This is a genomic window from Pseudorhodoplanes sinuspersici, from assembly GCF_002119765.1.
GTDB lineage: Bacteria > Pseudomonadota > Alphaproteobacteria > Rhizobiales > Xanthobacteraceae > Pseudorhodoplanes > Pseudorhodoplanes sinuspersici.
Map to the genome: position 1 here is coordinate 2,567,859 of NZ_CP021112.1, position 26,529 is coordinate 2,594,387.

24 protein-coding genes are annotated in these 26,529 nt (G+C 58.6%); 15 read left to right on the plus strand and 9 right to left on the minus strand.

What is annotated here, in order from left to right:
- Positions 1–40 precede the first annotated feature (40 nt).
- The 4 genes from CAK95_RS12450 to CAK95_RS12465 all read right to left on the minus strand — a co-directional run bounded on the left by CAK95_RS12450 (position 41) and on the right by CAK95_RS12465 (position 1,815).
- The gene (locus CAK95_RS12450) at positions 41–319 is read right to left on the minus strand and encodes a 2Fe-2S iron-sulfur cluster-binding protein (protein WP_198343838.1); all 279 of its coding nucleotides are present in this window, start codon (positions 317–319) and stop codon (positions 41–43) included.
- Between the two features lie 21 nt (positions 320–340).
- Positions 341–646, minus strand: a complete 306-nt coding sequence (locus CAK95_RS12455; protein WP_086088203.1) for a ferredoxin — start codon at positions 644–646, stop codon at positions 341–343.
- 64 nt (positions 647–710) lie between these two features.
- A complete protein-coding gene (locus CAK95_RS12460) occupies positions 711–1,040 on the minus strand; it encodes a 2Fe-2S iron-sulfur cluster-binding protein (RefSeq protein ID WP_086088204.1) in 330 nt (109 codons plus the stop codon).
- Positions 1,041–1,044: 4 nt separating this feature from the next.
- The gene (locus CAK95_RS12465; protein ID WP_086088205.1) at positions 1,045–1,815 is read right to left on the minus strand and encodes an iron-containing redox enzyme family protein; all 771 of its coding nucleotides are present in this window, start codon (positions 1,813–1,815) and stop codon (positions 1,045–1,047) included.
- 173 nt (positions 1,816–1,988) lie between these two features.
- Here CAK95_RS12465 and CAK95_RS12470 point away from each other — a divergent pair, with 173 nt between their 5' ends.
- The 5 genes from CAK95_RS12470 to CAK95_RS12490 all read left to right on the plus strand — a co-directional run bounded on the left by CAK95_RS12470 (position 1,989) and on the right by CAK95_RS12490 (position 8,508).
- On the plus strand, positions 1,989–3,533 hold the full coding sequence (locus tag CAK95_RS12470; protein WP_086088206.1) for a hypothetical protein: 1,545 nt from the start codon (positions 1,989–1,991) through the stop codon (positions 3,531–3,533).
- Positions 3,534–3,550: 17 nt separating this feature from the next.
- The gene (locus CAK95_RS12475; protein WP_198343839.1) at positions 3,551–5,050 is read left to right on the plus strand and encodes an aldehyde dehydrogenase family protein; all 1,500 of its coding nucleotides are present in this window, start codon (positions 3,551–3,553) and stop codon (positions 5,048–5,050) included.
- Between the two features lie 81 nt (positions 5,051–5,131).
- Positions 5,132–5,611: a GlcG/HbpS family heme-binding protein gene (locus tag CAK95_RS12480; protein ID WP_086088207.1), complete on the plus strand. Its 480-nt coding sequence runs from the start codon at positions 5,132–5,134 to the stop codon at positions 5,609–5,611.
- 14 nt (positions 5,612–5,625) lie between these two features.
- Positions 5,626–6,639: a 2Fe-2S iron-sulfur cluster-binding protein gene (locus CAK95_RS12485; protein ID WP_086091378.1), complete on the plus strand. Its 1,014-nt coding sequence runs from the start codon at positions 5,626–5,628 to the stop codon at positions 6,637–6,639.
- Between the two features lie 51 nt (positions 6,640–6,690).
- A complete protein-coding gene (locus tag CAK95_RS12490) occupies positions 6,691–8,508 on the plus strand; it encodes a gamma-glutamyltransferase family protein (protein WP_086088208.1) in 1,818 nt (605 codons plus the stop codon).
- 296 nt (positions 8,509–8,804) lie between these two features.
- Here the strand turns inward: CAK95_RS12490 and CAK95_RS12495 are convergent, their stop codons facing one another.
- The 4 genes from CAK95_RS12495 to CAK95_RS29185 form a co-directional block, all read right to left on the minus strand.
- A complete protein-coding gene (locus CAK95_RS12495) occupies positions 8,805–9,668 on the minus strand; it encodes an ABC transporter permease (RefSeq protein WP_245303735.1) in 864 nt (287 codons plus the stop codon).
- 9 nt (positions 9,669–9,677) lie between these two features.
- Positions 9,678–10,490 carry an ABC transporter ATP-binding protein gene (locus CAK95_RS12500; protein WP_086088209.1) on the minus strand — a complete coding sequence of 271 codons (813 nt, stop codon included), beginning with the start codon at positions 10,488–10,490 and terminating at the stop codon, positions 9,678–9,680.
- Positions 10,491–10,497: 7 nt separating this feature from the next.
- Complete coding sequence (locus CAK95_RS12505; RefSeq protein WP_157699606.1) at positions 10,498–11,514, minus strand: ABC transporter substrate-binding protein; 1,017 nt, start codon at positions 11,512–11,514, stop codon at positions 10,498–10,500.
- A gap of 104 nt (positions 11,515–11,618) precedes the next feature.
- A complete protein-coding gene (locus CAK95_RS29185; RefSeq protein WP_147413653.1) occupies positions 11,619–11,900 on the minus strand; it encodes a hypothetical protein in 282 nt (93 codons plus the stop codon).
- A 202-nt stretch (positions 11,901–12,102) separates the two neighbouring features.
- Between CAK95_RS29185 and CAK95_RS12510 the strand changes: the two genes are divergently transcribed.
- The 5 genes from CAK95_RS12510 (at position 12,103) to CAK95_RS12530 (ending at position 18,967) form a co-directional block, all read left to right on the plus strand.
- Positions 12,103–12,801: an isochorismatase family protein gene (locus CAK95_RS12510; protein ID WP_157699607.1), complete on the plus strand. Its 699-nt coding sequence runs from the start codon at positions 12,103–12,105 to the stop codon at positions 12,799–12,801.
- Between the two features lie 631 nt (positions 12,802–13,432).
- Positions 13,433–15,910: a nitrite reductase large subunit NirB gene (gene nirB / locus CAK95_RS12515; RefSeq protein ID WP_086088212.1), complete on the plus strand. Its 2,478-nt coding sequence runs from the start codon at positions 13,433–13,435 to the stop codon at positions 15,908–15,910.
- Positions 15,911–15,915: 5 nt separating this feature from the next.
- Positions 15,916–16,257, plus strand: coding sequence for a nitrite reductase small subunit NirD (gene nirD / locus CAK95_RS12520; RefSeq protein WP_245303736.1), 342 nt, complete (start codon positions 15,916–15,918; stop codon positions 16,255–16,257).
- Positions 16,258–16,306: 49 nt separating this feature from the next.
- Positions 16,307–17,128 carry a formate/nitrite transporter family protein gene (locus CAK95_RS12525; RefSeq protein ID WP_086088213.1) on the plus strand — a complete coding sequence of 274 codons (822 nt, stop codon included), beginning with the start codon at positions 16,307–16,309 and terminating at the stop codon, positions 17,126–17,128.
- 108 nt (positions 17,129–17,236) lie between these two features.
- Positions 17,237–18,967: a bifunctional protein-serine/threonine kinase/phosphatase gene (locus CAK95_RS12530; RefSeq protein WP_086091381.1), complete on the plus strand. Its 1,731-nt coding sequence runs from the start codon at positions 17,237–17,239 to the stop codon at positions 18,965–18,967.
- Between the two features lie 136 nt (positions 18,968–19,103).
- Here the strand turns inward: CAK95_RS12530 and CAK95_RS12535 are convergent, their stop codons facing one another.
- A complete protein-coding gene (locus CAK95_RS12535) occupies positions 19,104–20,096 on the minus strand; it encodes a LysR family transcriptional regulator (RefSeq protein WP_086088214.1) in 993 nt (330 codons plus the stop codon).
- A 135-nt stretch (positions 20,097–20,231) separates the two neighbouring features.
- On the opposite strand from CAK95_RS12535, the gene grxC reads away from it, so the two are divergent.
- The 5 genes from grxC to CAK95_RS12560 all read left to right on the plus strand — a co-directional run bounded on the left by grxC (position 20,232) and on the right by CAK95_RS12560 (position 26,485).
- Complete coding sequence (gene grxC, locus CAK95_RS12540; RefSeq protein WP_086088215.1) at positions 20,232–20,504, plus strand: glutaredoxin 3; 273 nt, start codon at positions 20,232–20,234, stop codon at positions 20,502–20,504.
- Between the two features lie 220 nt (positions 20,505–20,724).
- A complete protein-coding gene (locus CAK95_RS12545; RefSeq protein WP_086088216.1) occupies positions 20,725–22,206 on the plus strand; it encodes a glutamine synthetase family protein in 1,482 nt (493 codons plus the stop codon).
- A 47-nt stretch (positions 22,207–22,253) separates the two neighbouring features.
- Positions 22,254–23,645: an aromatic ring-hydroxylating oxygenase subunit alpha gene (locus CAK95_RS12550; protein WP_086088217.1), complete on the plus strand. Its 1,392-nt coding sequence runs from the start codon at positions 22,254–22,256 to the stop codon at positions 23,643–23,645.
- The gene (locus CAK95_RS12555) at positions 23,642–24,235 is read left to right on the plus strand and encodes an aromatic-ring-hydroxylating dioxygenase subunit beta (RefSeq protein WP_086088218.1); all 594 of its coding nucleotides are present in this window, start codon (positions 23,642–23,644) and stop codon (positions 24,233–24,235) included. The genes CAK95_RS12550 and CAK95_RS12555 overlap by 4 nt, the downstream gene beginning before the upstream one ends.
- Positions 24,236–24,403: 168 nt before the next feature.
- Positions 24,404–26,485, plus strand: coding sequence for a hypothetical protein (locus CAK95_RS12560; RefSeq protein WP_086088219.1), 2,082 nt, complete (start codon positions 24,404–24,406; stop codon positions 26,483–26,485).
- Positions 26,486–26,529: the final 44 nt, after the last annotated feature.

Below are 26,529 nucleotides of genomic sequence, written 5' to 3' on the forward strand. Positions count from 1 at the left end.
GCCGCTTGGGATTATATCGGCGTCGCCGAAGCATCTGGGCTCACCAGGATACGCTCACATCGCCGTTGACGAAGGTCTGGCAGGCCATGCGATAGCCCTCCTTGATCTGCTCCTCGGTCAAGTGCTTGCGTTCCTTGGCCTTGACCGTGTCGGTATGCTCGAGACCCTTCTCGATCCTGCACTTGCAGGTGCCGCAAAGCCCGCCGCCGCATTTGAACGGGATGCCGCCTTTTTCGCGCAAAGAGACCCTGAGCAGATTGCTATTTCCGGGTGCGCTGACCAACATGCTATTGTTGGTGAGGAAGGTGATCCGGATCACGATGTTGTCCACCAGGATCGGTCAACGTTGGATGATGGCAGCCTTGCGCAGCGCCGTTTCCATGGTGCCAAAGCTTGTCAAATGGTTCAGTTCGGTGAGCGCCTGCTCGGGACTTTCGAATTTCTCGAGAAACTTCGATGGCACGTCGTTGACGATCTCGGATTCTTCCTCGATCACCCTGATCTTGGTGTCCTTGAGCAATTCCGCGATCACGAAGTATGCTTTCTTGTGGCCGTAGAACAGATAATCATAAGCCTCGAGCGGACGCAGGCCGTCGACCAACTCGGTTCGAAACTGTCCGGGTTTACTGGTCAGAATCACGTACATTGGAAATCCTTCCGTCCTCATTCCTCGCCAGAACACCATTGCGCATGATCGCGCACGCAAACGTTCACGCTGATGCGGGCGCCGCCGGCTCAAGCGGCTGCAGGTCTTGGGCGAGCTCGATGTCATGATTGAGCCAAAGCTGGCAGATCAGGCGGTAACCCTGCTCAAGCCTGACGGCGCCCAACTGCTTTTTCTCCTTCCAGTTGGGCGCAGGAAGATGTTCGCCACCTTTGAGGATACGGCATGCGCACTTGGCGCATTTCCCCATTCCACATCCGTAACGCAGGTTGGGATAGGGAAACTGCTTAATACCCGCCCTCACGACGAGGTTGGTATTGTCCTTGACCTCGTCCTGATAGACCTGACCGTCTCGGTGAAGAACAACTTTGGGCACCTCGTCACGCCTGCAGCAATTCGCGTTCGGCTTGCGGCACCTTCTTCTCAACGAGATCAAGCTCCGACAGCGGGATGTCCTTTGCCACATAATCGTAATAGAGGGCGGTGGTGTAGAGCAGCCGCATCTGGGCGCCGATCTCGCAAATCTTGAGACACCGCTGCTGCAGCTCGACCGTATTGGCGTGTTCGAGGACGATCTGATAGCCACGCTCTCCGTGAATTTCGTCGGAGACGATGTGCAGATCGAAGAATTCGACTTCCTCATCGGTGAATTTGTACTTCTCGCGCAGCGTCGGTGTTTGCTTGCGATAGATGGAAGGGACTTGCGATTCCAGACCGACAACTAAGCCCGCTACGGCGACGATGGGGTCTTCACGCATCGCAACCGTATAGCACCAGCTCTGCAGGCCGCGAGTCGTGGCGGTCATGTTGTCCGGATCCTTGACGCGTTCCTCGGTCGTTCCGCAGGCTTTGGCAAAGCGGATGAGCAGATCGGTGTGACGATCGCCGCCGATCTCCTCCTCGTACATATTGGCCAGCAGAAAATCTTTCGCTTCGGTATATCGATCGGGCATTCGGGCGTAGATGTATGCCAGATACTCCGCGAACGGGCCGACATAGTGGAAGTGATTTTCGGCCCAGCGTGCGAGATGTGCGCGGCTGAGTTTGCCGCTGGCCCAAGCGATGCTGAAGGGCGCCTTGTTGGCGCTCTTGCCCTTGATGGCGTTTTCAAGGGCGCTTCGAAGTTCAACGTGATTCATCAATTTGGGCATTGCTGTGCTCCAGCTTGGGTTTGAAGAAAGCCTATCACGGTCTTTTTGTACATTGTATACCGTTTTATTTGATGGTCAATGCATAAAAATGAGCTTTTAGCTTACATTATTGGCTTGAATGTCGGATGACAGTATACAAAACTTATTCCAATTAGACGTTGAGGGGGTGGCTAATGGGACAACACATCACAATCACTGCCGCGCATTGGGTTTACTTGGCGGGCGTCGCGGCCATCGTGCTGACAATGATTTTACGGGCCAACGTCGTTGTGCCATCCATCGTGGCGACGTTTCTTGTTGCGCTTGCCTGGACACACAATCCGGTGAGCGCCTTTGGTAGTATCTTCAATGCGAGCTTTGTCGCGGCCAAGGAACTGTTCAATATTTTTCTGGTGATCGCTCTGGTCACAGCGCTGCTGAATGCGCTGAAGACGCTCCGCTCGGATGTCCGTATGATCGAGCCGTTCCGCGCGATCATAAAAAATGGGCATACGGCGTTCTTCGTTCTGGCGGCTGTCACCTATGTCATATCGTTGTTCTTCTGGCCGACGCCGGCGGTGCCACTGGTGGCGGCCGTGCTGTTGCCAGCGGCGATCGTCGCCGGACTTCCGCCGCTTGCAGGCGCAATGGCCATTGCGATTGCAGGACAGGGGATGGCCCTGTCGTCCGATTATGTGATCGGTGTTGCTCCGGGAATTAGTGCCAAGGCCGCCGGGGAAGCCATTAGTGCCGCCGCAGTAGCTGACCGTGCGCTGGTCTTGTCGCTGATCACGGGCGGCATTGCGTTGACGCTCGCCTATTTTTCCATTCGGAAGCTTATCCAGAAACCCAGCGAATCGCTGTTGGAAAGTTGGCAGGCGCAATCGGGTAATGGCGATCTCGCGCGGTTCGAAGCTGCCGGAAGTTTTGACAAGGCGGAGATCGCGCGAGGGACAGGCTACGACGGCTCGCTGACGGATGGTGTACAGCTTTGCAAGGAACTATCGGCGGTCGAGCTGCGGCGTATTGGCTGGTCCAAACTGTTTGCCATCGCGACCCCTCTTGCTTTCGCATCCGTGATCGCGGTCATGGTGCTGCCTAAGCTGGGAACCGGTCTGCCCGACCTGAAGGGTGGCGACGCCGCGGCATTGGTTGGGGGAATGGCGGCGATCTTGATGATCTGCGCGACATTCGCCGCCGATGGCCCATGGAGGTCGCTTGAGGTTGCTGCCGAGCATGTGACGGCCGGTTTCGTCTTTGCCTTTAGGGCTATGGGTTCGGTCCTGCCGATTGCGGGCTTTTTCTTCACGGGTGCCGGTGGTGATCTCGCCGCCTCCATTCTCAATGTACCAACCGGTCAAGCCCCGTCACTGCTGTTCGATCTTGTTCAGTCCGGGCAAGCGTTGATCCCCAACAATCATGTCTTTGTCGCCTTCGGCGTCCTGATCGTCGGTATGGTGACCGGCATTGACGGGTCCGGATTTTCCGGGCTGCCGCTCACCGGGGCGCTTTCAGGTGCGTTAGGGCCGACCGTCGGGTTCAACATTACGACCTTGTGCGCCATCGGCCAGATGGGCGCGATCTGGACCGGCGGCGGCACGCTCATGGCGTGGTCGTCCCTCATCGCGGTTGCAGGCTTTGCACGCGTGCCGGTGCTCGATGCAGTCCGGGCGCTGACGCTGCCGGTATTGGCGGGCCTTGTCGTATCGACGGTCTGCGCTGTGCTCTTCTGGAATTAAGGAAAGGCGATAACCTTATGGCCGAAGCTTCGATATCGATGAAGCGTGCTGCTGAACAACGCACGCAGACGATTGAAGAATACCACAACTATATCGACGGGAAATGGATTGCGAGCCGGAGCGGTTCGCAATTCGACGACATCAATCCCGCAGATACGTCCGACGTCGTCGGCCGTTTCCCGGCCTCTTCGGCCGCTGACGCCGAAGCGGCCGTCCTCGCGGCTTCGCTCGCCTTTAACGACTGGAAGAAGACGTCGATTTCGGCACGCGCCAAAGTCCTCAATCGCGCTGCCGATTATCTCGAAAACCATGTCGATCAGTTTGCAGAGGAATTAACCCGCGAGGAAGGCAAGGCCCTCAATCTGAGCAAAGACGAGATTCTGCGTTCGGCGCAGACATTGCGCTTCTATGCGGTGGAGGGGCAATCCTTCACCGGTGAGACCTTTCCGAACGACGATTCCGATATGGTGGTCTATTCGCAGCGAGAGCCGCTGGGAGTCGTCACGGTGATTACGCCGTGGAACTTTCCTGTGTCCATCCCGGCGCGCAAAATCGCTCCTGCTCTCATCGCGGGCAACACTGTGGTTTTCAAGCCGTCTTCGGATGCGCCATTGAGTGGCTATCGTCTCATGGAAGCGTTCGTCGCCGCCGGAATTCCCAAGGGCGTGCTCAATTTCATTACAGGCTCGGCGGCAGAAGTCGGTCCTGCCATCACCGAGCCGGCTGTCATTCGCGCGGTGTCATTCACGGGCTCGACGGCGGCCGGAGAGAAAATTCACCGCTCGGTCGCTTTCACCACACGCACACAGATGGAACTCGGCGGGAAGAATCCGCTGATCGTGATGGAGGATGCCGATCTCGACAAGGCGGTGGACCTGACGATCAAGGGCGGACTGTCGTTGAGCGGCCAGGCGTGTACCGGCACCAGCCGTGTTCTGGCCATGAAACAGGTCAAAGAAGAATTCACGGCGAAACTCGTTGCCAAGGTCAAGTCTCTTAAGATCGGGTGTGGCCTCGTTGCTGGCATGGATATCGGTCCGCTCGCGACTGCGAGGCAACTGGAAACTGTGCTGCGCTATGTCGAGATTGGTAAACGTGAGGCGACCTTGCTGTGCGGTGGCGAGCGCCTTACCGGCCCTGCTTACGATCGCGGCTATTACCTGTCGCCAGCCATTTTCACCGATGTGACGCAGGATATGCGGATCGCTCGCGAGGAAATTTTCGGTCCGGTGATCGCGATTATCGAGGTTACGAGCTATGCCGATGCGATCACGAAAGCCAACGATAGCGAATATGGTCTCTCGGCTGCGATTGCGACGCGCAATCCGCGCTACATGCACGACTTTGCACGGGACATTGAATCGGGAACGGTGAAGATCAATCGCACGACCACCGGCAATCTGATCAATGCGCCATTTGGCGGTCTCAAGCGGTCGAGCACATCCACATTTCGCGAATCCGGGCGAACGGGCCTGGAATTCTACACCCAGATCAAAACCGTCTATCGCGGTTGTTGATGCCAAACACGCTGCAGCGTCCGTTCCTTCCGGATTTCTGCGGCTGGCTATCTGTCTCTAATCCAACCCAGGAAAGACCTTATGAGAAATTCGTTTAAGCTGGAACTGAAGGAAGCCCGTCATATGGTTGCGGCGGCACTTCGGAAATCGGCAGAGATCGGCGTGCTGGAGACGGTATGCATCGTGGACGAGGGCGGCTACCCTCTGGCGCTCGAGCGCATGGATGGCGCGCGTATCACCGGACCGCAGATTGCCTGGAACAAGGCCTTCACCGCCGCTGGCCACAAGCGTTCAACCCATCTGTTCAATCAGATGCCCAATGGACCGGCGCTGCCCGGCAACGAAGCCTTCGGCATTCAGTGGAGCTTTGAGGGCAAGTTCGCCGTATTCGTTGGTGGCTATCCTATTGTCGTGGATGACGAAGTGATCGGTGGTGTTGGTCTGAGTGGCGGCAATGGTGAGCAAGACACGCTGTGCGGCGTCGCCGCTCTTCAGGCGCTGCACGAGTTGCTGGCGCCGGAAAAACGCCGTGTTCTGGTCCAAGCCGACATCAAGAAGTGACGCGCGGAGGTCTCATGTCCTACCGGGTGCAAGTGTTGCAAACGCAGGAAATGTTCGCCGTAAATCCCGATGAGTCGATCCTCGCTGCGGCCCAGCGGGCCAATGTGAATCTGGCGCATGACTGCACGCTGGGCGGTTGCGGGACCTGCCGCATCAAGTTGATCGAAGGCCGTGTCATCTACAACGAGCCTCCCTTCGCCTTGACGCCGGAGGAGGAGAGCGAGGGCTATGCGCTTGCCTGCCAGGCGATGCCGACGAGCGATCTCGTCATCAGCGCCGCAGCGCTTGCCGATGTGGTCGTGGAGCCGGCGCGTCACACGGCGATCATCAGCGACATACAACAGCTCGGTACCGATGTGAGCCGTCTGGTGCTTGAAATACCAGAAAACGATGTGCTGACCTATTTGCCGGGACAATACATGAATGTGTTGCTTCCGGACGGAAGCACACGCAGCTTCTCGATGGCTTCCGCCCCGAAAGACACGTTTGTTGACTTCCACGTGCGCAGGATCGATGGAGGCGCGTTCACCGAAGGGAAGCTGCCGTATATGCGTGCCGGCGACCGCCTCGACGTGGAGTTTCCACACGGTACTTTCGTTTTCCATGCGCGAGACGATCGGCCGCTTCTTATGGTGGCGACAGGAACCGGGCTCGCGCCGATCAAGGCGATCTTGGAAGCGCTCATGGACAATCCCGACTGTCCGCCTGTCAGCCTCTATTGGGGCGCGCGCAGCGCCTCCGATCTTTATCTGCATGACGAGATTCAGGCATGGGGTGAGCGGCTCTATGAATTTCGTTATGTTCCGGTGCTGTCGCGGCCGGATAGATCCTGGCAAGGGTGTCGCGGTTACGTGCAGGACGCGGTGGCGGGTGATCTCGACGATCTGTCGGACTATGCCATTTATCTTTGCGGATCGCCCGCGATGATCTTTGACGCCAAGCAAACTTTCATCACGCGAGGTGCGGCCATCGATCATATCTACACGGAAGGATTCACCTTCCAGCATGCACAATCGGCGGCCGCGTGATTGACGCAAGGCGTTGCTTTTTCGGCGCGCCTTTCAACGAAATGACCTCTGATGAAGATCGCGCAGATTCCCAAGATCAACCCTGATACCTTCACGACGCGACCCGAAATCGAGGGCACGTTCGGCGTGGTCGCCTCGACACACTGGATTGCCACCGCGGTCGGCATGGCCATCCTTGAGAAAGGCGGCAATGCATTCGACGCCGGTGTCGCCACCGCCTTCACGCTGCAGGTTGTGGAGCCGCATCTCAATGGGCCAGGCGGGGATGTTCCGATCCTTGTCCACGACGTCAGACGCGGCAAGACCGAAGTCATCTGCGGCCAGGGACCGGCGCCGGCGAGGGCGACGATTGCTCATTATCGTGCCCAGGGGCTCGACATCGTGCCAGGCACAGGTCTGCTCGCCGCCTGTGTGCCCGGAACGTTTGACGCCTGGATGTTGCTGTTGCGTGACTACGGCACTTTATCGCTTGCGGATGTGCTGTCGCCGGCGATCGCCTATGCGCAAAATGGTCATCCATTGCTTGAGCGCGCCAATGCGACCATTGCGACCGTCGCCGATCTGTTCCGGACCTACTGGCCGACTTCAGCGGCGGTCTATCTGCCGGGAGGAAATGTACCGACGACCGGATCGCTGTTCGCCAACCCGGCCCTTGCCGGAACCTACACGCGTATTCTCCAGGAGGCGGAGAAAGCGGGAGGTGATCGCATTGCGCAGATCGAGCGTGCACGCAGAGTATGGTCGCAGGGCTTTGTCGCCGAAGCGGTCGACCGGTTTTTCCGCACCCAGTCTGTGATGGATGTGTCCGGTTCGCCGCATCGTGGCGTCCTGACTGGCGAGGATATGGCGCGCTGGCAGGCACATGTCGAAGCGCCACTGACCTACGATTATCACGGCTACACTGTCTGTAAGGCCGGCCCCTGGAGCCAGGGGCCAGTGATGCTGCAGCAACTTGCATTGCTCAAGGGCTTTGATCTCACCGGTCTCGACCCCGTCGGGCCCGATTTCATTCACTTACAGATTGAATGCGCCAAACTGGCTTATGCGGACCGGGAAAAATTCTATGGCGATCCCGCCTTTGTCGACGTGCCGATGCAGACGTTGTTGTCTGACGCTTACAATGACGAGCGGCGCCGCCTCGTCGGAGAGAACGCGTCGCTGGAATTGCGGCCTGGCTCGGTCGAAGGATTCGGCGCCGTACTGGCGCTGCGCCGTGAGGAGGGACAACGCAGCGCCGTTGGAGCCCTGGGTTCGGGCGAGCCGACGGTCGGCCGCCTGGGCGAAGTTCGCGGGGATACGGTGCATTTCGATATCGTCGATCATGCGGGCAACATGGTCGCGGCGACCCCTTCGGGAGGCTGGCTACAGTCTTCTCCGGTCATTCCGGAGTTGGGCTTTGGGATGGGGACACGCGCGCAGATGTTCTGGCTCGAAGACAATCATCCCGCTTCGCTTGCGCCCGGCAAGCGGCCGCGCACGACATTGTCGCCGACCATCGCGTTGCGCGGCGGCAAGCCTTATCTCGCTTGGGGCTCGCCGGGCGGTGACCAGCAGGATCAATGGATTGCGCAGTATTTTCTGCGGCATGTCCACGCCGGAATGAATCTGCAGGAGGCGATGGATGCGCCGGCCTGGCACTCCGAGCACTTTCCGATCTCATTCTGGCCGCGCACGGCACGGCCAGGCGTACTGGTGATCGAGAGCCGCGTGCCGGATGCCACGATCAAGGAATTGCGCAAGCGAGGTCACGAGGTCGAGATTGGACCGGCCTGGTCGGAAGGCCGGCTGACCGCCGCTGCGCGCGTCGATCCGTTTCGCCGCGCGGCCGCCAATCCACGCGGAATGCAGGGCTATGCGGCGGGCCGCTAGTGAAGCGGATTTGACATTCGCTACCCACCTGGCCGCAGGCTCGCCAAGCGAATGTCAAACCCAAAGCTCCACTAGAATCTAATACTTGCTAGTGGTCCTTTGCTTCTAACATTCGCAAAAGAGCCTGCCGAGAAGGGATGCGAATGTTAGAGTCGGACCACCAGACCATAGCATCGGAAACGCCAAGCGACTTTAGGGCGAGGTCGTGCCCGGGTGGCATTGGAAGCGACGCGCTTATGACCTTGGATCGATTCGATCCAAGGTCATCGCGGTCCAGCAATGATATTGCCATCGGATCAGTCGGCAGAGCGGGGTGACCCGCTGCGCCGAAGCACGATCGTCTCAAGCGCCTGAATGGCGATGAACAGCACGGATGAGATGGCAGCCAAGATAACGATCGAGGTCATGACAAGATTCATCTGGAAGATCTGGCTTCCATAGGTAATGAGATAACCGAGCCCGGCTTTCGCCGCCTGAAACTCCCCAACGACCACGCCCACCAATGCGAGCCCGACATTGACTTTGAGAGTCGAAATCATGCTCGGCACACTGGCTGGAAGCACGATCTTACGAAGGATCTGCCATTTCGATGCACCGAACAATTGAACCAGCTTGATCTTGTCCGGATCAATGGCGTTGAAACCGGTATAGAGCATGATGATGGTGACAAAAACGCTCACAGCGATGGCCATGGCGTAGATGGAAGCCACGTCGCCAAGCCAGATATAGAAAATCGGCACCAGCGCGATTTTCGGCATGGCATTGAGCACGACGATGAACGGGTCGAGCACACGGTGAAGGAACGGTGAGGACCACAGCGCCACGGCGCAGACCAAACCAATTACCATCCCGCCACTGAATCCGATCACGGTTTCGCTGAAGGTCGTCCATGTATGGAGCACGAGGCTTCCGTCCTGCAACATGACCATGAGCGTTTTCGCGACGGCAGACGGATAGCTCGTCAGCATCGGATTGATCCACCCAGCGCGCGGGGCGATCTCCCATACAATAAGAAAAAACATGATCAGCCCGATTTGCCATGCCTGGATGGTGAGCGCCCGACGGCGCAGACCACGTAGATATGCCTCATAGGCCGCGCTTGGCGCGGCAGAAACCGGCGCAGTCGATGCGGCAGGTGCCGTCATTGCTTCAGTCGTCATGCGGCGCTCCTATTGCATGTGATGGGCGTCAAGTTCGTCCCATATCGTCTGGAAATACATGCCAAATTCTTGGCACTTGCGCGCTTGGAAGGGCGTTGGACGACTTGGCCCGAAGCTCGGATAGGCCACATCATGAATTGATTTGATGCGACCGGGGCGTCGGCTCATGACGATGACTCGATCGGCCATGCTGATGGCTTCGCCGATGTCATGCGTTACGAGGACCACGGTTTTCCTTTCATTGGCCAGAATTGCGGCGATCTCATCCGAAAGCGCGAGCCGCGTCTGGTAGTCGAGGGCGGAGAACGGTTCGTCGAGCAGCAGCAGTTCGGGATCTGGACACAGCGTTCGTGCGAGAGCCGCGCGCTGACGCATGCCGCCTGAAAGTTGACCTGGGAGACTGTGCATGAACTCACCAAGGCCATAGCGGGTTAGCAGATCTTCTGCACGGCCGCGCGACGCTTGCCGATCAAGACCCAGGAGTTCCGGGCCCAACAAAACGTTGTCGAGCACGGTCCGCCATTCGAGCAGCGTGTCCTTTTGGAACATGTAGCCGGCGCGGGGAGAGGGCGCGGTAACCTCTTTGCCGTTGATTTGAATGACGCCACGTGACGGCCGCATGAGTCCGGAGATGAGCGAGAGCAACGTGCTCTTGCCGCATCCCGATGACCCAACAATTGCGACGAATTCCCCCTGTGCGATGTCCAGCGATATATTGGAAAGGGCGAGCGTTTCGCGCTCGGGCGAGAAGTAGTTGAGTGTGACGTCGCGGATCGTCACGGCGGGGAGCGCTGTCCCCGCCGGCTGAGATGTTTCGATCATAAGGACCTCATTTGCTAGCGCTCTTTTTTTCGGCCGCGCCGGAAAATGTGGTGGTGACGATTTTCTCGTAAGGGACTTTCTTGTCGGCCGGCAGGACGCCGCCCATGATCATGATTTCCTGCGCCTTGGCCAGGCCGCCCTCATCGACAGACGTGCTGGAGGCCCAGATCGGCACCCCGGCACTCCGATATCGGCTTACGACCGCGATGTTGTCATCCAGGCTGAGCCCAGGAAAATAGGGCGCGATGGCTTCGGCGATATCCTTTTCGCTCGCGGTTGCGACCCAAGCCTGCGCCTTTGCGATCGCGTTCGTCCATTTTTGTGCAGCCGCCGGGTTCTTTTCAATCCAGCTGCGCTTCGCAAAGAACACCGTATAGTCCGCTCTCCCGACTTCCTTCCCGATGGAAGTGATCATGTGCGCCTGACCGGCCTTCTCCAGCTTGCTGAGGTTCGGCTCCATGAAGATGCCAAAATCCCCGGTGCCCGAAATCCATGCTCCGTCGCGCGCCGGAATACCGATATTCGTCACGACATTGCCGATGGTTGCGGCATCGACGCCGTGCTGCTTCAGCGTATAGTTGAGGTAGAGGCCAGGGGTGCTGCCAGGCCGCCAGCCAATGATCTTCTTGCCGTTGAGCATCGACCAATCGAATTTGTCGAGCTTTGTGCGTGACGCCAGGAAGAACCCGTCGGTCGCCGTGAGCGCGCAAAAGATAAGCGGCTTGTCAGTGGATTCGCTGTTGTAGATGTAGATCGGTACTTCCGGGCCGGCGAGTCCAAAATCGGCCTGGCCGGACAGAATCAAAGCGCCGGCACGGTCGCCGCCATTGGCCGTCACGAGTTCGATGTCGAGTCCTTCCGCTGCGGCAAAGCCTTTCGACAGGGCGACATACATCGGAATGTAGAGCTGCGATCGTATGACCTCGGCGAGCTTGATTTTGATGCGCTCCGCCGCAACGGCTTGCCAACTGAATGCGGTGATGAAGAATGCTGCACCGAGCAATCGGATGATGCGATAGACCATATCGTTGTCCCTTCCCCCTCTGAATCGACGCATGCATTGAATATTGTATACTAAGATTGGTCAACGCCTGCTGAGGCTCTCGCCGTCGAAAACGTTGGGCTCTCTCATTCAATTTCGATGCCAACGCGCCCGTCTGCTGCAGTGCAGCGTGTTTCCAAAAGCGGGTTTGGAAATCGCAGAAAATTGCCAATTTTCGGGTATTTTTGGTGATGGAGCAGTTCCGTCGGCCTGCTTCCTTTGCACAAAGATGATGCAATTTCGCGATGATTTTTGATGCTGATTTCCAGGCGAAACTTGCGTAACGTGAGAGTGTCTTCGATACGATTTTTGTATTTAGTATACCGAAATTCGGCTGTACGCTTTGGATGGGGACGGGAAAGGTGCATCGCAGACCTCAAGCTCGGATCGGCCGCGGCCATGCTACGGGATGTTTGAGCTATTTATCAAATCGGGTGTTTTGCTCACAGGTTGTAAGTTCTCCTGACCAGAATCGATGCAATCGCCGTACGTTTCATCAAGAGGGCGACGCGCCAGAGGACCAAATCAGGTTAACGCTGAACATCACTTCTTAAAATGGAGAAGAGGCCGATGCACAAATTGTCGATGCCGCCTGAACTGATAGAGCGTGTGACGAAACGGGCCGGGCGGCCGCATCCTTTCGATGTTATCGATCCGGCAAAGACGGCGTTCGTCGTCATCGATATGCAAAACTATTTTATGAAGCCGGGTTTTATGGGGGAGGTGCCTGAGGCGCGAGAGATTGTGCCGAACGTGAACCGCATGGCTGCGGCGCTGCGCACCCGAGGCGGGCATGTGGTGTGGGTCAAAAACGCCACCAACGGCACCCGCGAAAACTGGAGCGTAATGCACGATTGTCTCATGACGCCGCAAAATCGCGATCTGCGCTACGCGACCATGGACGTTGCGCATGAGGGGCACAGCCTGTGGCCAGAGCTTGAGGTGCGGCCGGAAGACAGTCAGATCGCCAAAAGCCGTTTCAGTGCCTTCATTGAGGGATCATCGAATATCGTGTCGTGCTTGCGGCAGAGCGGCATCGATACGCTACTTATAGGTGGGACTGCGACCAATATCTGCTGCGAAAGCTCGGCGCGTGACGCGATGATGCTAAATTTCAAGGTGACGATGGTTGCCGATGCGCTCGCGACCTATAGCGATGCCGAGCATAACGCCTCTCTGGCGACCTTTTATTCGATCTTCGGCGATGTGCAGACGGTCGATGAAGCCATCGCTTCTCTCGATCGCGGAAGAAGCATGGCGGCGGCCTGACGTCGCGTTATGCCGTCACGCGATCGTCGCGTATCAAGCCGGGCAACGAACAGGTGTTCGTGCGGCGCTCGAGCTGATGGCGTCGGATTTCTCGCGCTGCTACGTCCCAATGCACCTTGATCGATACCATCGTAACGGTGCTCGCCCGGAGTGTCGGCAGCGCCAGTGCGCCCCGTCGTGACGTTGCTGTGGCCCAAGAGAGGCAGGAGCCAGCAGACGAGTTGAGGGCGGTTTGACATCCATCGCCCCAGACGAAATGGCGTGGTTTGAAACAGTGCGGCTCGAAATATCTGAGAGACGGTTTCGTCGATACAAGCATCTGTATGCCACCAAAATGTGCAAATGGGCAGATTTTTAGCAGATGAATGGATCGCCACGGGCAATCAGCGTTCAAAATCTTGAGCGAATTCAGCTCCTCCCAGCGCGCTGCTTATTGGCACATCGATTGCTTACAAGCTGACCAGTCAATGACGACTGCCACCCACCGGGGTGCTGAAGCCAACGCTGGCTGAAGCGCAGGAATAGGTTAAGCGATCCAGTTCAGGGCGCTTGGTGCAGTCTGTCGTCAGCCATGCCTCGATGGCTCATTCCTGTTTCCGATTGGGTGTGCGGTTGGAACGCAGGGTGACGCATGAGCCAGGACGACGTATCGCGCAGACGGAAACTGCTTGTTCTCGGCAACGGCATGGCAGCCGGTCGCGTGCTGGAGGAACTCTTTGCGCGCGCGCCCGATCGCTATGACGTGACCATCTTTGGTGCCGAACCTCGCGTCAATTACGACCGGATCATGCTTTCACCCGTGCTGGCGGGTGAAAAGAAGTTCGACGACATCGTCGTCCATGACGACGCGTGGTACGCCAAGCACAACGTCGACTTGCGTAAAGGTGAGACCGTCGTCGCCATCGATCGCGCGGCCCGGAACGTGCGTACCCATTCCGGTATCGTCGAGCGCTACGACGATCTCATCATCGCGACTGGCTCCAGGCCGATTCTCATCCCTGTTCCCGGGGCCGAGCTTCCCGGTGTCGTCACGTTTCGTGATCTTGATGATGTGAACGCGATGCTCGCCGCTGCTTCTGGCGGCGGCAATGCGGTGGTGATCGGCGGTGGTCTTCTCGGCCTCGAAGCGGCGGCGGGCCTCGCAGCCAACGGAATGAGGACAACCGTCGTTCATCTCATGCCGACGCTGATGGAGCGTCAGCTCGATCCCAATGCGGCCTATCTTCTCCAGAAAGCGATTGAAAAACGCGGAATCGAAGTTCTGACCAGCGCCAACACCAACGCCATTCTGGGTGACACTCACGTGACCGGTGTGCGGCTTGAAGACGGCCGCACGCTATCGGCCGATCTCGTCGTCATGGCCGTCGGCATTCGCCCAAACATCGCGCTGGCGAAGGAAGCGGGACTGGAGGTCAAGCGCGGCGTTATCGTCGATGATCTGCTCAGGACCAGTGATGAGAACATTTTCGCCGTCGGTGAATGCGTCGAGCATCGTGGCCAGTGCTATGGTCTGGTTGCGCCGCTCTATGAAATGGCAAAGACGCTCGCCGCCAGCCTCGCCGGCGAACAGGTCAGCGGCTACACCGGGTCTGCTACCTCGACCAAGTTGAAAGTGACCGGCGTCGACCTCTTCTCCGCGGGCGATTTCTCCGAGGGCAACGAGAATGACGAAGTCGTGCTGCGCGATCCACGCCGCGGCATCTACAAACGTGTCATCCTGCGCGACAACAAGATCATCGGCGCGGTGCTCTATGGTGATACGGCCGACGGCTCCTGGTATTTCGATCTGCTCAAGAAGGGCGCAGACATCGCCGAGATGCGCGACACGCTGATCTTCGGCCAGGCCTACCAGGGCGGGGTGCCGATGGACCCAGCGGCCGCAATCGCAGCACTGTCGGAAGATGCGGAAATCTGCGGCTGCAACGGCGTTTGCAAGGGCGCGATCAGCCAGGCGATCATTACCAAGGGCCTGACGACCATTGATGACGTCCGCGCCCAGACCAAGGCGTCATCCTCCTGCGGCCAGTGCACCTCGAAGGTCGAATCCATCCTCAAGTTCACACTCGGCGACAGTTATTCCGCCGCCGGGCGCAAGGCGATGTGCAAGTGCACCGACCTCACGCACGAAGAGGTGCGCGGCTTCATCATCTCAAAGTCGCTAAAGTCGGTTCCCGCGGTCATGCAGGAACTCGGCTGGAAGACCTCCTGCGGCTGCCCGACCTGCCGGCCGGCGATGAATTACTATCTCCTCTGCGCATGGCCCGGTGAATACCGCGACGACGCGCAGTCGCGCTACATCAACGAACGCGTCCACGCCAACATCCAGAAGGACGGCACTTTCTCCATCGTTCCGCGGATGTGGGGCGGGGTCACGACGCCCGACGAGTTGCGCGCTATCGCCGATGTGGCGGAGCGCTTCAACATCAAGACCGTGAAGGTGACCGGTGGCCAGCGCATTGATTTGCTCGGCTTCAAGAAATCCGATCTTCCCGCAGCATGGGCGCAGCTCAACGCCGCGGGCCTTATGTCCGGTGCTGCCTACGCCAAGGGCTTGCGCACAGTAAAAACTTGCGTCGGCAGTGAGTGGTGCCGCTTTGGCACGCAAGATTCCACCGGCCTCGGCATCAAGCTCGAACGCTTCCTCTGCGGTTCCTGGACGCCGGCCAAGTTGAAGCTCGGCGTCTCCGGCTGTCCACGCAACTGTGCGGAAGCCACCGTGAAGGACATCGGCATCATCTGCGTGGAGTCAGGCTACGATATCCACATCGCAGGTGCTGCGGGCCTGCATGTCCGCGGCACCGATCTCCTTGGCCATGTCGACACAGAGGAGGATGCGATCGAATATGTTGCGGCCTTCATGCAGCTCTATCGCGAGCAGGCCGCCTATCTCGAGCGCGTCTGGAAGTGGGTCGAGAAGTATGGCCTCGACCGGGTCCGCACCGAGATCATGGATGACCACGACGGCCGCAAGGCGCTGCTTGAACGCTTCCAGAAATCGCAATTGGCCGTTCGGCGCGACCCGTGGGCCGAACGCGCCGCGGGCCGCGAGTTGCACGAGTTCACGCCGCTCGCCGCTCTCGCGCCGATCACCGCCGTCGCTGCCGAATGAGTGCCATGATGAAACAGGAAAAGGACTTCTGGTTCGACGTTGGCCCCCTCAACGCGATCCCGCCGCGCGGCGCCCGCACGGTGAAAACCCCGCGCCGCGAGATCGCGATCTTCCGTACCGCGAGCGATGAGGTGTTCGCGCTCGAGAACCGCTGTCCGCACAAGGGCGGTCCGCTCGCCGACGGCATCGTGCATGGCCGGAAGGTCGCTTGCCCGCTGCATAACTGGATCATCAATCTTGAAGATGGCGAAGCGACCGGCGCCGACAAGGGGTGCGCCCGCAGCTTTCCGGTCAAATTGGAGAACGGCCGCATCTATCTCGACATGAGCGTCGCAGCCGCTCTGTAACAAAAACAAACCTCGCTTCAATCGCCCAGGAAATCAGGGGGACCCTTCAATGGCCTATCTCGCTCCGTCGGAATTTGTCACCAAGATGGTGGACGCCGGCGAATCCAAAATCTTCATGTCGACGCGCGACACGATCATCCGCGCCTATATGGCCGGCGCCATCCTTGCGTTGGCCGCCTGGTTCGCGATCACGATCAACGTGAATACGGGGCAGCCGCTTCTCGGAGCGGTCCTGTTCCCGGTCGGTTTCAGTATGCTCTATCTTTTCGGCTTCGACCTCCTGACCGGGGTGTTTGTCCTGTGCCCGCTGGCCCTGATCGATGGGCGCCCGGGCGTGACGCTCAACGGTGTGCTCCGCAACTGGGGTCTCGTCTTTATCGGTAATTTCGGCGGCGCCTTCACGGTTGCGGTGATGGCGGCAATCGTCACCACCTTCGGATTCTCGTCGCCGCCCGATAAGGTTGGCGTTGCGCTCGGCCACATCGGCGAAAGCCGCACCGTGGGCTATGCCGCGCACGGTGCCGCCGGCATGCTGACACTGTTCGTTCGAGGCATGCTCTGCAACTGGATGGTCTCGGCCGGCGTGGTCGGTGCGATGATCTCCACCACGGTGCCCGGCAAGGTGCTCGCCATGTGGATGCCGATCATGTTGTTCTTCTATATGACCTTTGAGCACTCGATCGTGAACATGTTCCTGTTCCCGTCGGGTCTGCTGCTGGGAGGTCACTTCACGTGGTTCGACTATCTGTTCTGGAACGAGATCCCGACGGTGGTCGGCAATCTGGTTGGCGGCCTCGCCTTTACCGGGCTGACGCTCTACGCCACCCACATCAGGACCGCGCCGAAGCGCGGTATCGTTCCGGCCGAGTGATCTGGACATCGGCGCGGCCTCGGCCTGCTAAGGCCGAGGCATTTTGCCGAGGCATGATCCCGGAAATGAAACGGTTTTCGGAATAGGATCATGTCCAGACATGAGACGATGCCCGCCACACTGAAAATATCGGTCGGACAGCACTCCGACAAAGGCCGAAAGCTGGTCAACCAGGACTTTCACGGCGTACTGTTCCCGAAGGAGCCGCTGCTGAGCCTGAAGGGCATCGCCATCGTGCTCGCGGACGGGATCAGCAGCAGCAACGTCAGTCAGATCGCAAGCGAGTCGGCTGTAAAGAGCTTCCTGACGGATTACTACTGCACGTCCGAATCCTGGTCGGTAAAAACCTCGGCGCAGCGCGTGATCGCGGCAACGAACTCCTGGCTGCATGCCCAGACACGACGAAGCCAGCATGCTTACGAAAAAGACAAGGGCTATGTGTGCACGTTCAGCGCGATGATCGTCAAATCATCGGCGGCGCATCTTTTTCACATTGGCGACGCGCGCATCTACCGCCTTGTCGGCAACGGCTTGGAGCAGTTGACCGAAGATCACCGCGTCGTTCTGTCTTCGAAAGAGAGCTACCTCGGCCGTGCGCTCGGGGTAAATCCTCAGGTCGAAATCGACTATCGGATTCTTAAGGTCGAGAGTGGCGACGTTTTCCTGCTCGCGACGGATGGTGTTTACGAATATGTCGGTGCGCGCTTCATCAGCAAGGCGATTAATGACAGCGCGGATGATCTGGATGGTGCTGCCGCAAGCATCGTAGAAGAGGCCTACCAGAAAGGCAGCACTGACAACCTCACTGTGCAAATCGTCAGGATCGACAGCGTCCCGCATGGCGACGCGAGCGAGCTTTTCGGGCAAGCACCGGAGCTGCCGCTACCGCCGCTTCTCGAAGCGAGAATGGATTTCGATGGCTATAGGATCGTGAGGGAACTGCATAGCAGCAGCCGCAGCCATATCTATCTCGCGACAGACATTGCGACAGATATGCTGGTCGCGCTGAAAATCCCATCAATCGATCTGCGCAACGATCCTGCTTACATCAAGCGCTTCATGATGGAAGAATGGGTCGCGCGGCGTATCAAAAGCGCGCACGTGTTGAAGCCGTGTCTGCAGTCGAGAAAGCGCAGCTATCTCTACGTTGTCATGGAGTTCGTTGACGGGCAGACGCTGAAGCAATGGATGATCGATAATCCAAGGCCCGATCTGGAAACCGTCCGCGGGATGGTGGAGCAGATCGCCAAAGGCCTCCAGGCGTTTCACCGGATGGAGATGCTCCATCAGGACCTCAGGCCTGACAATATCATGATCGACAAAACCGGCACGGTGAAGATCATCGATTTCGGCTCCACGAGAGTGCAGGGCGTTGTCGAGGCGGCGCCCTCGACGGACGCGAACGATATTCTGGGGACGGTCCAATACACCGCACCAGAATATTTCCTGGGAGAGAGCGGATCGCTCTGCTCGGACATATTTTCGCTGGGAGTCATCACCTATCAGATGTTGACCGGGAGGCTGCCCTATGGCGCCGAGGTCGCGAAAGCCAGGACCAGGTCACAGCAGAGAAAGCTGAAATACGTTTCCGCCGTCGATGATAATCGGGAGATTCCGGCATGGATCGACGAGGTGCTCAGGAAGTCTGTGCAGCTTGATCCACACAAGCGCTACGCCGAGTTGTCCGAATATGTTTACGAGCTTCGGCACCCCAACAAAAGCTATCTAAACGCTCCGCCAACGCCGCTGATAGAGCGTAATCCGCTGCTGTTTTGGAAGTCTCTGACCTTAATACTCGCCGGTGTCGTTCTGTTGTTGCTATTCAGCAAATATCACTGAAGTCGATCGGGTTCGCCGGTGCAGACTATTGCTGGCGCATGTGGTCGCAAAACTATACTGCAGTCTCGCTGATCTAAGGTTCGCGGTCTGTTCGGACAAGGAAGTGTTTTCTGCTGCTTTGCGTGCACCGATGTGCTCACGTTTTTGCACGTGCTCCACGGCTCCGCGTCGATTTCTTTGAGGTGCTGATCTTTTGCGCGACTGAGCGGAGCGCTTCGGCCAGTTTTTGTACTGCGGGCGAGGGTGTTCGGTCGCGGATATGCGCCATCATGAAGGGTGATGGACCAGGGCTGGGCGGAAACGCCAGGATCTTAAGCTGCTTCAGGCCCTCGAAATAGCGGGCGATGTCCTCCGACAGTACCCAGAGCAGATCCGTGCGCCGGTTGAGCAGGCCCACATTCGTCTGGATCGAAGAGGACTCGACGACACAGACCCTTGGCCATGTCTTTGCGCGGCGGAACATCGCCTCCATTGCCGATCGCATCGGCGTCCCGACCTCGGGTAATATCCATTGCTGTTGTGCGAGATCGCTTAAACTCAAATTTCGCCGGGCCGCGAGCGGATTGTTAATTCCAGAAACGATCGTCATGGGCGGATCATACAAATCCTCGATCACCAGATCAGCATGTGCGCCCAGATTCTCAATCCGCCCGACCAGTAGATCAATCTTGCCGTCTCGCAGCTTCGCGACAAGCTCCTCCATAGGCCCTTCCTGAATCGCAATCGAAGCGCGGGGAGCAGATTGCAGCAGAAGATCGACTGCCGTCGGTATCAGAACATAACAGGCCGCAACGCCGGAGCCGATTGAGATCTGGCCGGTCAACCCCTGATCGATCGCCGCCAGTTCCTTGTCGATGCGATCAATGTCCACAATGATCGAATTGGCGCGGCGTAACAGGGTTTTACCGGCGGCCGTCGGACGCAATGTTCGGCCTGCGCGTTCGAACAACTGAATGCCGAGTTCGTCGGCGAGCGTGCGTAGCAGCCGCGAAGCCGCGGGTTGTGTGATGTTCGTCGCTTTCGCAGCAGCTCCCAAGGTCTCCGCGTGGTCGATCGCGGCCAGAAGCTCAAGCTGTGACAGTCGAATGATGCGCCGGAGACGTGCTGGCCGCCGAGTTGGCGCCGCCATGATTCATTCCCTCTTTGGTATGTTTCAGCTCGAATAAATCATTTGATTGTTCAGCTTGCAAGGCATCTAATTTGTGTTGCTGCTGAATGCTGGAAGCGCATCGTTACCAGAACAAGTTTTCGGACGGCAAATGTCATGTCCCAAAAGGTTGAGATCTACACATCGCGCTATTGTCCATATTGCAAGTCAGCAAAGATGTTGCTTGCCCGGAAAGGAATCCCCTTCGAGGAGATCGATATCGCTGCGAACGGAGAACGGCTGGAGGAAATGATCACGAGATCGGGTGGTGTTGCGATCGTCCCGCAGATATTTCTGGGTGAATGGCATGTCGGCGACAGTCGCATGCTTGAAGAACTCGATCGTCGCGGTGAACTGGAGCGTTTGTTGCCACCCGTGACGCCCGATTGAAAGTGCCGTCATGAGGCTGCCCAAGCACAAGTTCAGCCAATAGTCGTTTGAGTGGTTGCAGAGAGTGCGATGCGTGGAAGTTCACCAACGATAGCGATCGATGAAAACATCCCATTTCTGGTATATGTTATCGCCAATTTATCATTTGATTATTCTGATTTCAGATCGAATATAGGCGCTGCCTTGAGAGATGAAGCAGCCTTAACTTGGGAATAGCCGCGTGGGTTTCATCCGGACGTTCGATCTTTGGAGTGAAGACCAGCGCCGGCTGGCACATGATCTCAAGCGAAGGATTGAGAAGAATGGTCTCAGGCTCGTCCGCGTGGCCTGGGCGGATTCGCATGGCGTGTCGCGCGCGAAAACGCTGACGATACCGGCCTTTCTCGGCGCACTGGAGAACGGCTTCAACATCAATGTAGCGACAACGACGCTCGACGCTTCTGGCGCCCGCGTGTTTTCGTCATTCACGCGGGGCGGCGGGATGGGCCTCGACGAGATGACCGGTTCGCCGAATCTGGTGGTGGTTCCCGACCCCGAAACCTTCCGCGTGTTGCCATGGGAACCGGACGTGGGCTGGGTTCTGTGCGACGAATATTTCGTCGACGGCCAGCCGTTTTATTTTTCGACGCGTCAGCTATTGCGCAAGCAAATCGCTGCGCTTGAGAAGCGGGGGCTGCGGAGCGTCGTCGGCCTTGAGATCGAATGGTATCTCGCCCGCAACGCCGAGCCGGAACTGTCTTTTGATCATGTCGGGCGTCCCGGCTTGCGCGGAAGAGCGGTGCGCGTCATTCCGGCCGAGCCCGGATTCTCGCTTCACTCTGAAAGCAACATGGATCAAGTCCATCGCGTGGTCGCGGCCTTGGCGGATGCGTGTGAACATCTCAACCTGCCGCTACGCTCCATCGAGAATGAGTGGGGCCCCGGACAGCTTGAATGCACGTTCGCGCCGCGCATCGCGCTTGAGACCGCCGACAATCTCGTATTGTTTCGGTCTGCGGCCCGGCAAATCTGTCGTCGTCTCGGCTATGTTGCGAGTTTCATGTCTCGCCCCGGCTTGAAGAACTATTATTCAAGCGGCTGGCATCTGCATCAATCGCTGGTCGAGACCAATTCAGGCCGGAACCTGTTCGCGCCGGCGGACGTCGGTCAGCATCTCTCCGAGACCGGCAAATATTATCTCGGCGGTCTGTTGCATCACGCAGTGAGCGCGACCGTGTTCTCCAGTCCGACCGTCAATGGTTATCGGCGGTTTCGGGCAAACTCGCTCGCTCCCGATCGCGTCGCGTGGGGCGTCGATCATCGCGGTGCCATGCTGCGCGTGCTGAGCGGCGTCAACGATCCTGCCAGCCGCATCGAAAACCGTGTCGGCGAACCATCGGCCAATCCGTATCTTTATATCGCGTCGCAATTGGCGTCCGGCATGGACGGCATTGCGAACAAGTTTGATCCCGGCGCGCCCGACACCGATCCCTACAGCTCATTACGCCCGATGCTGCCAAAAAGCCTGTCGCAGGCGCTGAATGCGCTTGAGAAAGAGCCACTATTCGCGGCGGAGCTCGGTGGCCTCTTCATCGACTATTACCTGAAGCTCAAGCGCGTCGAGGTCGGGCGTTTCGAAGCCTTCCTGAAGGAGAACGGGCTGGTGGATGATGGCGAAACCACCACAGCCTGGGAGCACGACGAATATTTCGACACCTTTTAGCCGCAGCCCCGCGCCGCGGCACGGAGACTGCAGAAGGACACGAGGCCATGACGATCGCTCGCACGAAGGTATCCAATCGTCTTCGCAACGCTCCGCTCTATGACTGGGACGAGCTGGTGCAGGAGGATCGCGTTCACCGGCTGCTTTATACCGATCCGGCGATCTTCGACGCCGAGATGACGCACATCTTCGGCGGCACCTGGGTCTATCTGGCGCATGAAAGCCAGATACCCAATCCGAACGATTTCATCACGGCCAAGCTTGGACTGCGTCCGCTGATCATGACGCGCGATGAAAACGGCGTCATCCGCGCGCTCTACAATCGCTGCACGCATCGCGGCACGACACTGTGCCGCTGGGATCGTGGCAACAGCCGCTCGTTCCAGTGTCCCTATCACGGATGGAATTTCGCCAATACCGGCAAGCTGCGCGGCGTGCCCTGGGCGGATGGTTATGCCGAAAAGCTCGTCAAGGATCCGAAATACAACCTGGCGCAGGTGCCGCGCGTGGAATCCTATCGCGGCTTTATCTTCGGGACACTGAATCTCGATGCGCCGCCGCTTGGCGACTATCTCGGTCCGATCCGCAAACCGATAGACGAATGGCTCGACCGCAATCCGGGCGGCAAAGTCATCGTCTGTGAAGCAAACCGGCTGAAATACAAGGGCAACTGGAAACTCGCCTACGACAATTCGGGTGACGGCTATCACGTCGTCTACTCGCATCGCTCCTTGTTGGAGACGGAGAACCGCTTCAGGGACGAAGACACCTCGAAGGGCATGTCCTATTACCAGACGTCGTCACCGGACTCGTTACCGATGTACATCCAGTACATGGGCAACGGGCATCATTTCAAGGACAAGCGGCCGAACCTGCAGAGCCGGCCCGGTGGATTATGGGCGATCGAGTCTCTGCATCCGGGCATGGAGCATGTGCAAGGCAAGTTGCGCCAGCGTTACGGCGAGCGAGCCGAATCGATGCTGGATCTTGCCGGTTCGGAGCCCGTAAACATCAATGTCTTCCCCAACCTCTCGCTGCTCGGGAATCATATCCAGGTGTTCCAACCCGTCTCTATGGAGGAGACCGACGCGATTTGGTACGGCACCATGATCGAGGATGTCGACGGAACGCTCGGTGAGGATGTGGTCAAGGACATCAATGCGCTGCGGATGCGCACCCAAGAGGGTTTTCCGAATTTTGGCGAGGTCGACGACATCACCAATTTCGAGCAGATCCAGCGTGGCCTGATGTGCCCCGAGGACGAATGGATCTACATGAACCGCGGGCTTGGCATTCCGGATCGTATTCACACGCTCGAGGACGGCACCATCAAGGGGCCCGCGACAGATGAATTATTCATGCGCGAATATATTCGCGAGTGGAAACGTCTGATGAAGGCGGAACCGAACATCGCGATCGAGCGGGAGATTCGGGCATGAGCGCACAAGCAGCGGCCGATCCATCACGCTATTCCTATTATGTGACCGACGAGAGCTATAGCGAACTCGTCGACGACTTCGCAGATTGGCAACGCGATGATATGTCGGTGCAGGACGCGACGGAGCGAGATCTGTTCCGCAGTGCTGTCGAGCGCGAAGCGCGCATTCTCGACAGGCTGCTGTTCGAAGACTGGTTGAAGCTCTACACGCCTGATTGCTTCTATTGGGTGCCATCGACGCCAAATGGCGGCGACCCACGGCGTGAGATCGCGGTCATGTTCGATGACCGCCGCCGCCTGGAGGATCGCGTCTATCGTCTGCGAACCGGCTATGCGTGGTCGCAGGCACCGTCATCGCGGACATCGCGGCTGGTTTCGAACGTTGAAGTGTTTTTGTCGACGCGCGGCGACCAGCGCATGGTGAGATCCAATTTCGCGATCAGTGAATTCTGGGACGGAGAAATACGGGTGCTTGCCGGCTGGACTGGACACCGATTCCGGCGGATTGGTGGTGCCTGGCTGATCTCGGCGAAGCAGGTGAACCTACTCAATTGCGACCAATGCATTCGAAACCCGAGTATTATTCTTTGACACCGCTTTAGCGGTTTGGCGCAAGTTGACGGGACGAACGGCTCGCAAATAGGCGCCGCCGGGTGGAGTGACAGGCCTGGGCTGGCCGGGACGGTCTCGCTGACAACGGGCTTGCCAATATTTCGCCAAAGCATTCGGATACCCGTCGAGTCGCTCGGGGGGCAAATCATGAATCAATGGCACCGGTTTCCCGCTGTTTTGACGGCATCGTTGCCGGTCGCGGGCATAGCCCTACTCGTCCTGTTCACATCAGGAGCCGCGAAGGCGCAAACGGCGGCGGCCCAGTGCGAAGAAGCAGCCGAGATCGCTGTGCTTCCTTCGCCTGTTGCGCCGTGGAAGGGGGCGCCACTGCGTGTCCTCATTGCCGCGGAGAAGCCGTTTCAAGGTGAATTGTCGCTGATTGCGCCGAATGGAAGTATCGCCGCCAAAACGCGCGACCGGCATGGTGGCCCGCCCTATTTCTGGTCTGCCGAAGTCTCCGCACCGGCCGCTGGAACCTGGCGTGTCAGTCTTGCCCCCGACAATGCCTCATCCTCGTGCAGCAAAATCGAGCGCGAAGTCGTCGTCGCGGCCGCACAGCCGGCGAAGCCGCGCGCCGTGTCCGGCAGCGTCTGGCCGTTGCGCAACACTTGGAACCGCGAGACCGAAAATCTTTACTCCGCCTGGATCGAAACGCTGTTCGACGCGCCGCTCGACGCGTCGCCATCATGGCCGGCGTTACATGTCGTGCTGCGTGATCGTTCACGCAATTTCCTGTTCAATCACCTCGGTCTTGGTGAAGACCAGGCTGGCCTCTTCATTCGTCCCGATTGTGCCGACCTGCCGTACTTCCTGCGCGCCTATTTCGCGTTCAAGATGGGACTGCCATTCGGCTACGCAAAATGTACACGTGGTGGCGGCGGTCAACCGCCGCGCTGTCCGGCGTGGTGGAACATCCAGAACGAGGAACCACGGCGCGAAGCGCCCGAGGATCTGGTGGCATCGGCCGACGCCGCATCGCCTGGCACGCCGACGGGATCAACAGCAACGGCGTCCGCCAATCCGTTCGATCTGTTTCGTCAACCGACACCCAAATCCGCACCGGCATCGCAGAAGCCGGCTATGCGGACACCGGGCATCGCGGTGCCGCCCTCTGGCCCTGCTGTGAAGCCGCCAGCAGGACCTCCGCGGCGGCCGGCAGGACTCGTGCAAGGGTTCGGACATTATCTGAAGTGGAGCATCGGCGACGGCGTTCATTCCGGTGCGGGCAGAACCCGCGCCACCGACGACGGCGCCGATTTCTATCCCGTGGCTCTCAGCGAAGACACGCTGCGGCCGGGTACCGTCTATGCCGACCCCTATGGGCATCTTCTCGTGCTCGCGCGGCGCGTATCGCAGGCGGAAGGTGATGCGGGCGTCTTTCTGGCCGTCGACGCGCAGCCCGACGGGACGGTCGCGCGCAAACGTTTCTGGCGCGGCAATTTCCTGTTTGCGCAGGATCCGGCGCTTGGAGACGCTGGTTTCAAGCGATTCCGGCCAGTCATGCGCGACAAGAACGGCAATTTGCGGCGGCTGACGAATGCCGAAATCGCGAAAAACTCAGAATATGGCGATGTTTCGCTCGAACAGACGAAGCTCACGGTCGAAGCCTTCTACGATCGGATGGACGATGTGATGTCGCCATCGCCGCTCGATCCGGTGCGTGCCATGACCGAGGCGATTACCTCGCTTGAGGAGCAGGTGAAAGCGCGCGTGACATCGGTCGAGAACGGGCGGAAATTCCAGAATAGCGGCAAGGGCACAGCCAGCATGCCCGATGGTGCGGCAATCTTCGAAACCACGGGTGCGTGGGAGGATTTCGCAACGCCGTCACGCGATTTGCGTCTGTTGATTGCGATGGATGTCGTACGCAATTTTCCAGATCGCGTCGTCCGGCGCCCCGAACGATATGCGATGCCAGCGGGCAGGGCGGCCGGTGACGTGAAAGCCGAGCTGGACCGTGTGCTCGCGTCCGAGCTTTCATCGCGCAAGTTCTCATATCCGCGCAGCGATGGCTCGCAGTGGACGCTGACGCTCAAGGACGTCATCGACCGCGTGACCGATCTGGAGATGGCTTATAACGTGAATGACTGCGTCGAGCTTCGGTGGGGCGCTCCAGAGAAAAGCGAGGAAGCGTCGACCTGCAAGCAGTTTGCGCCGCAGGCGCAACGCGCGAAGATGGTCAATTACCGTGCCTGGTTCCACGAACGGCGCCGGCCCCCGCGCAGCTAGCAATCGTCAAATGGCGAATTTCTGAATTCGCTGCCACGGCGGTA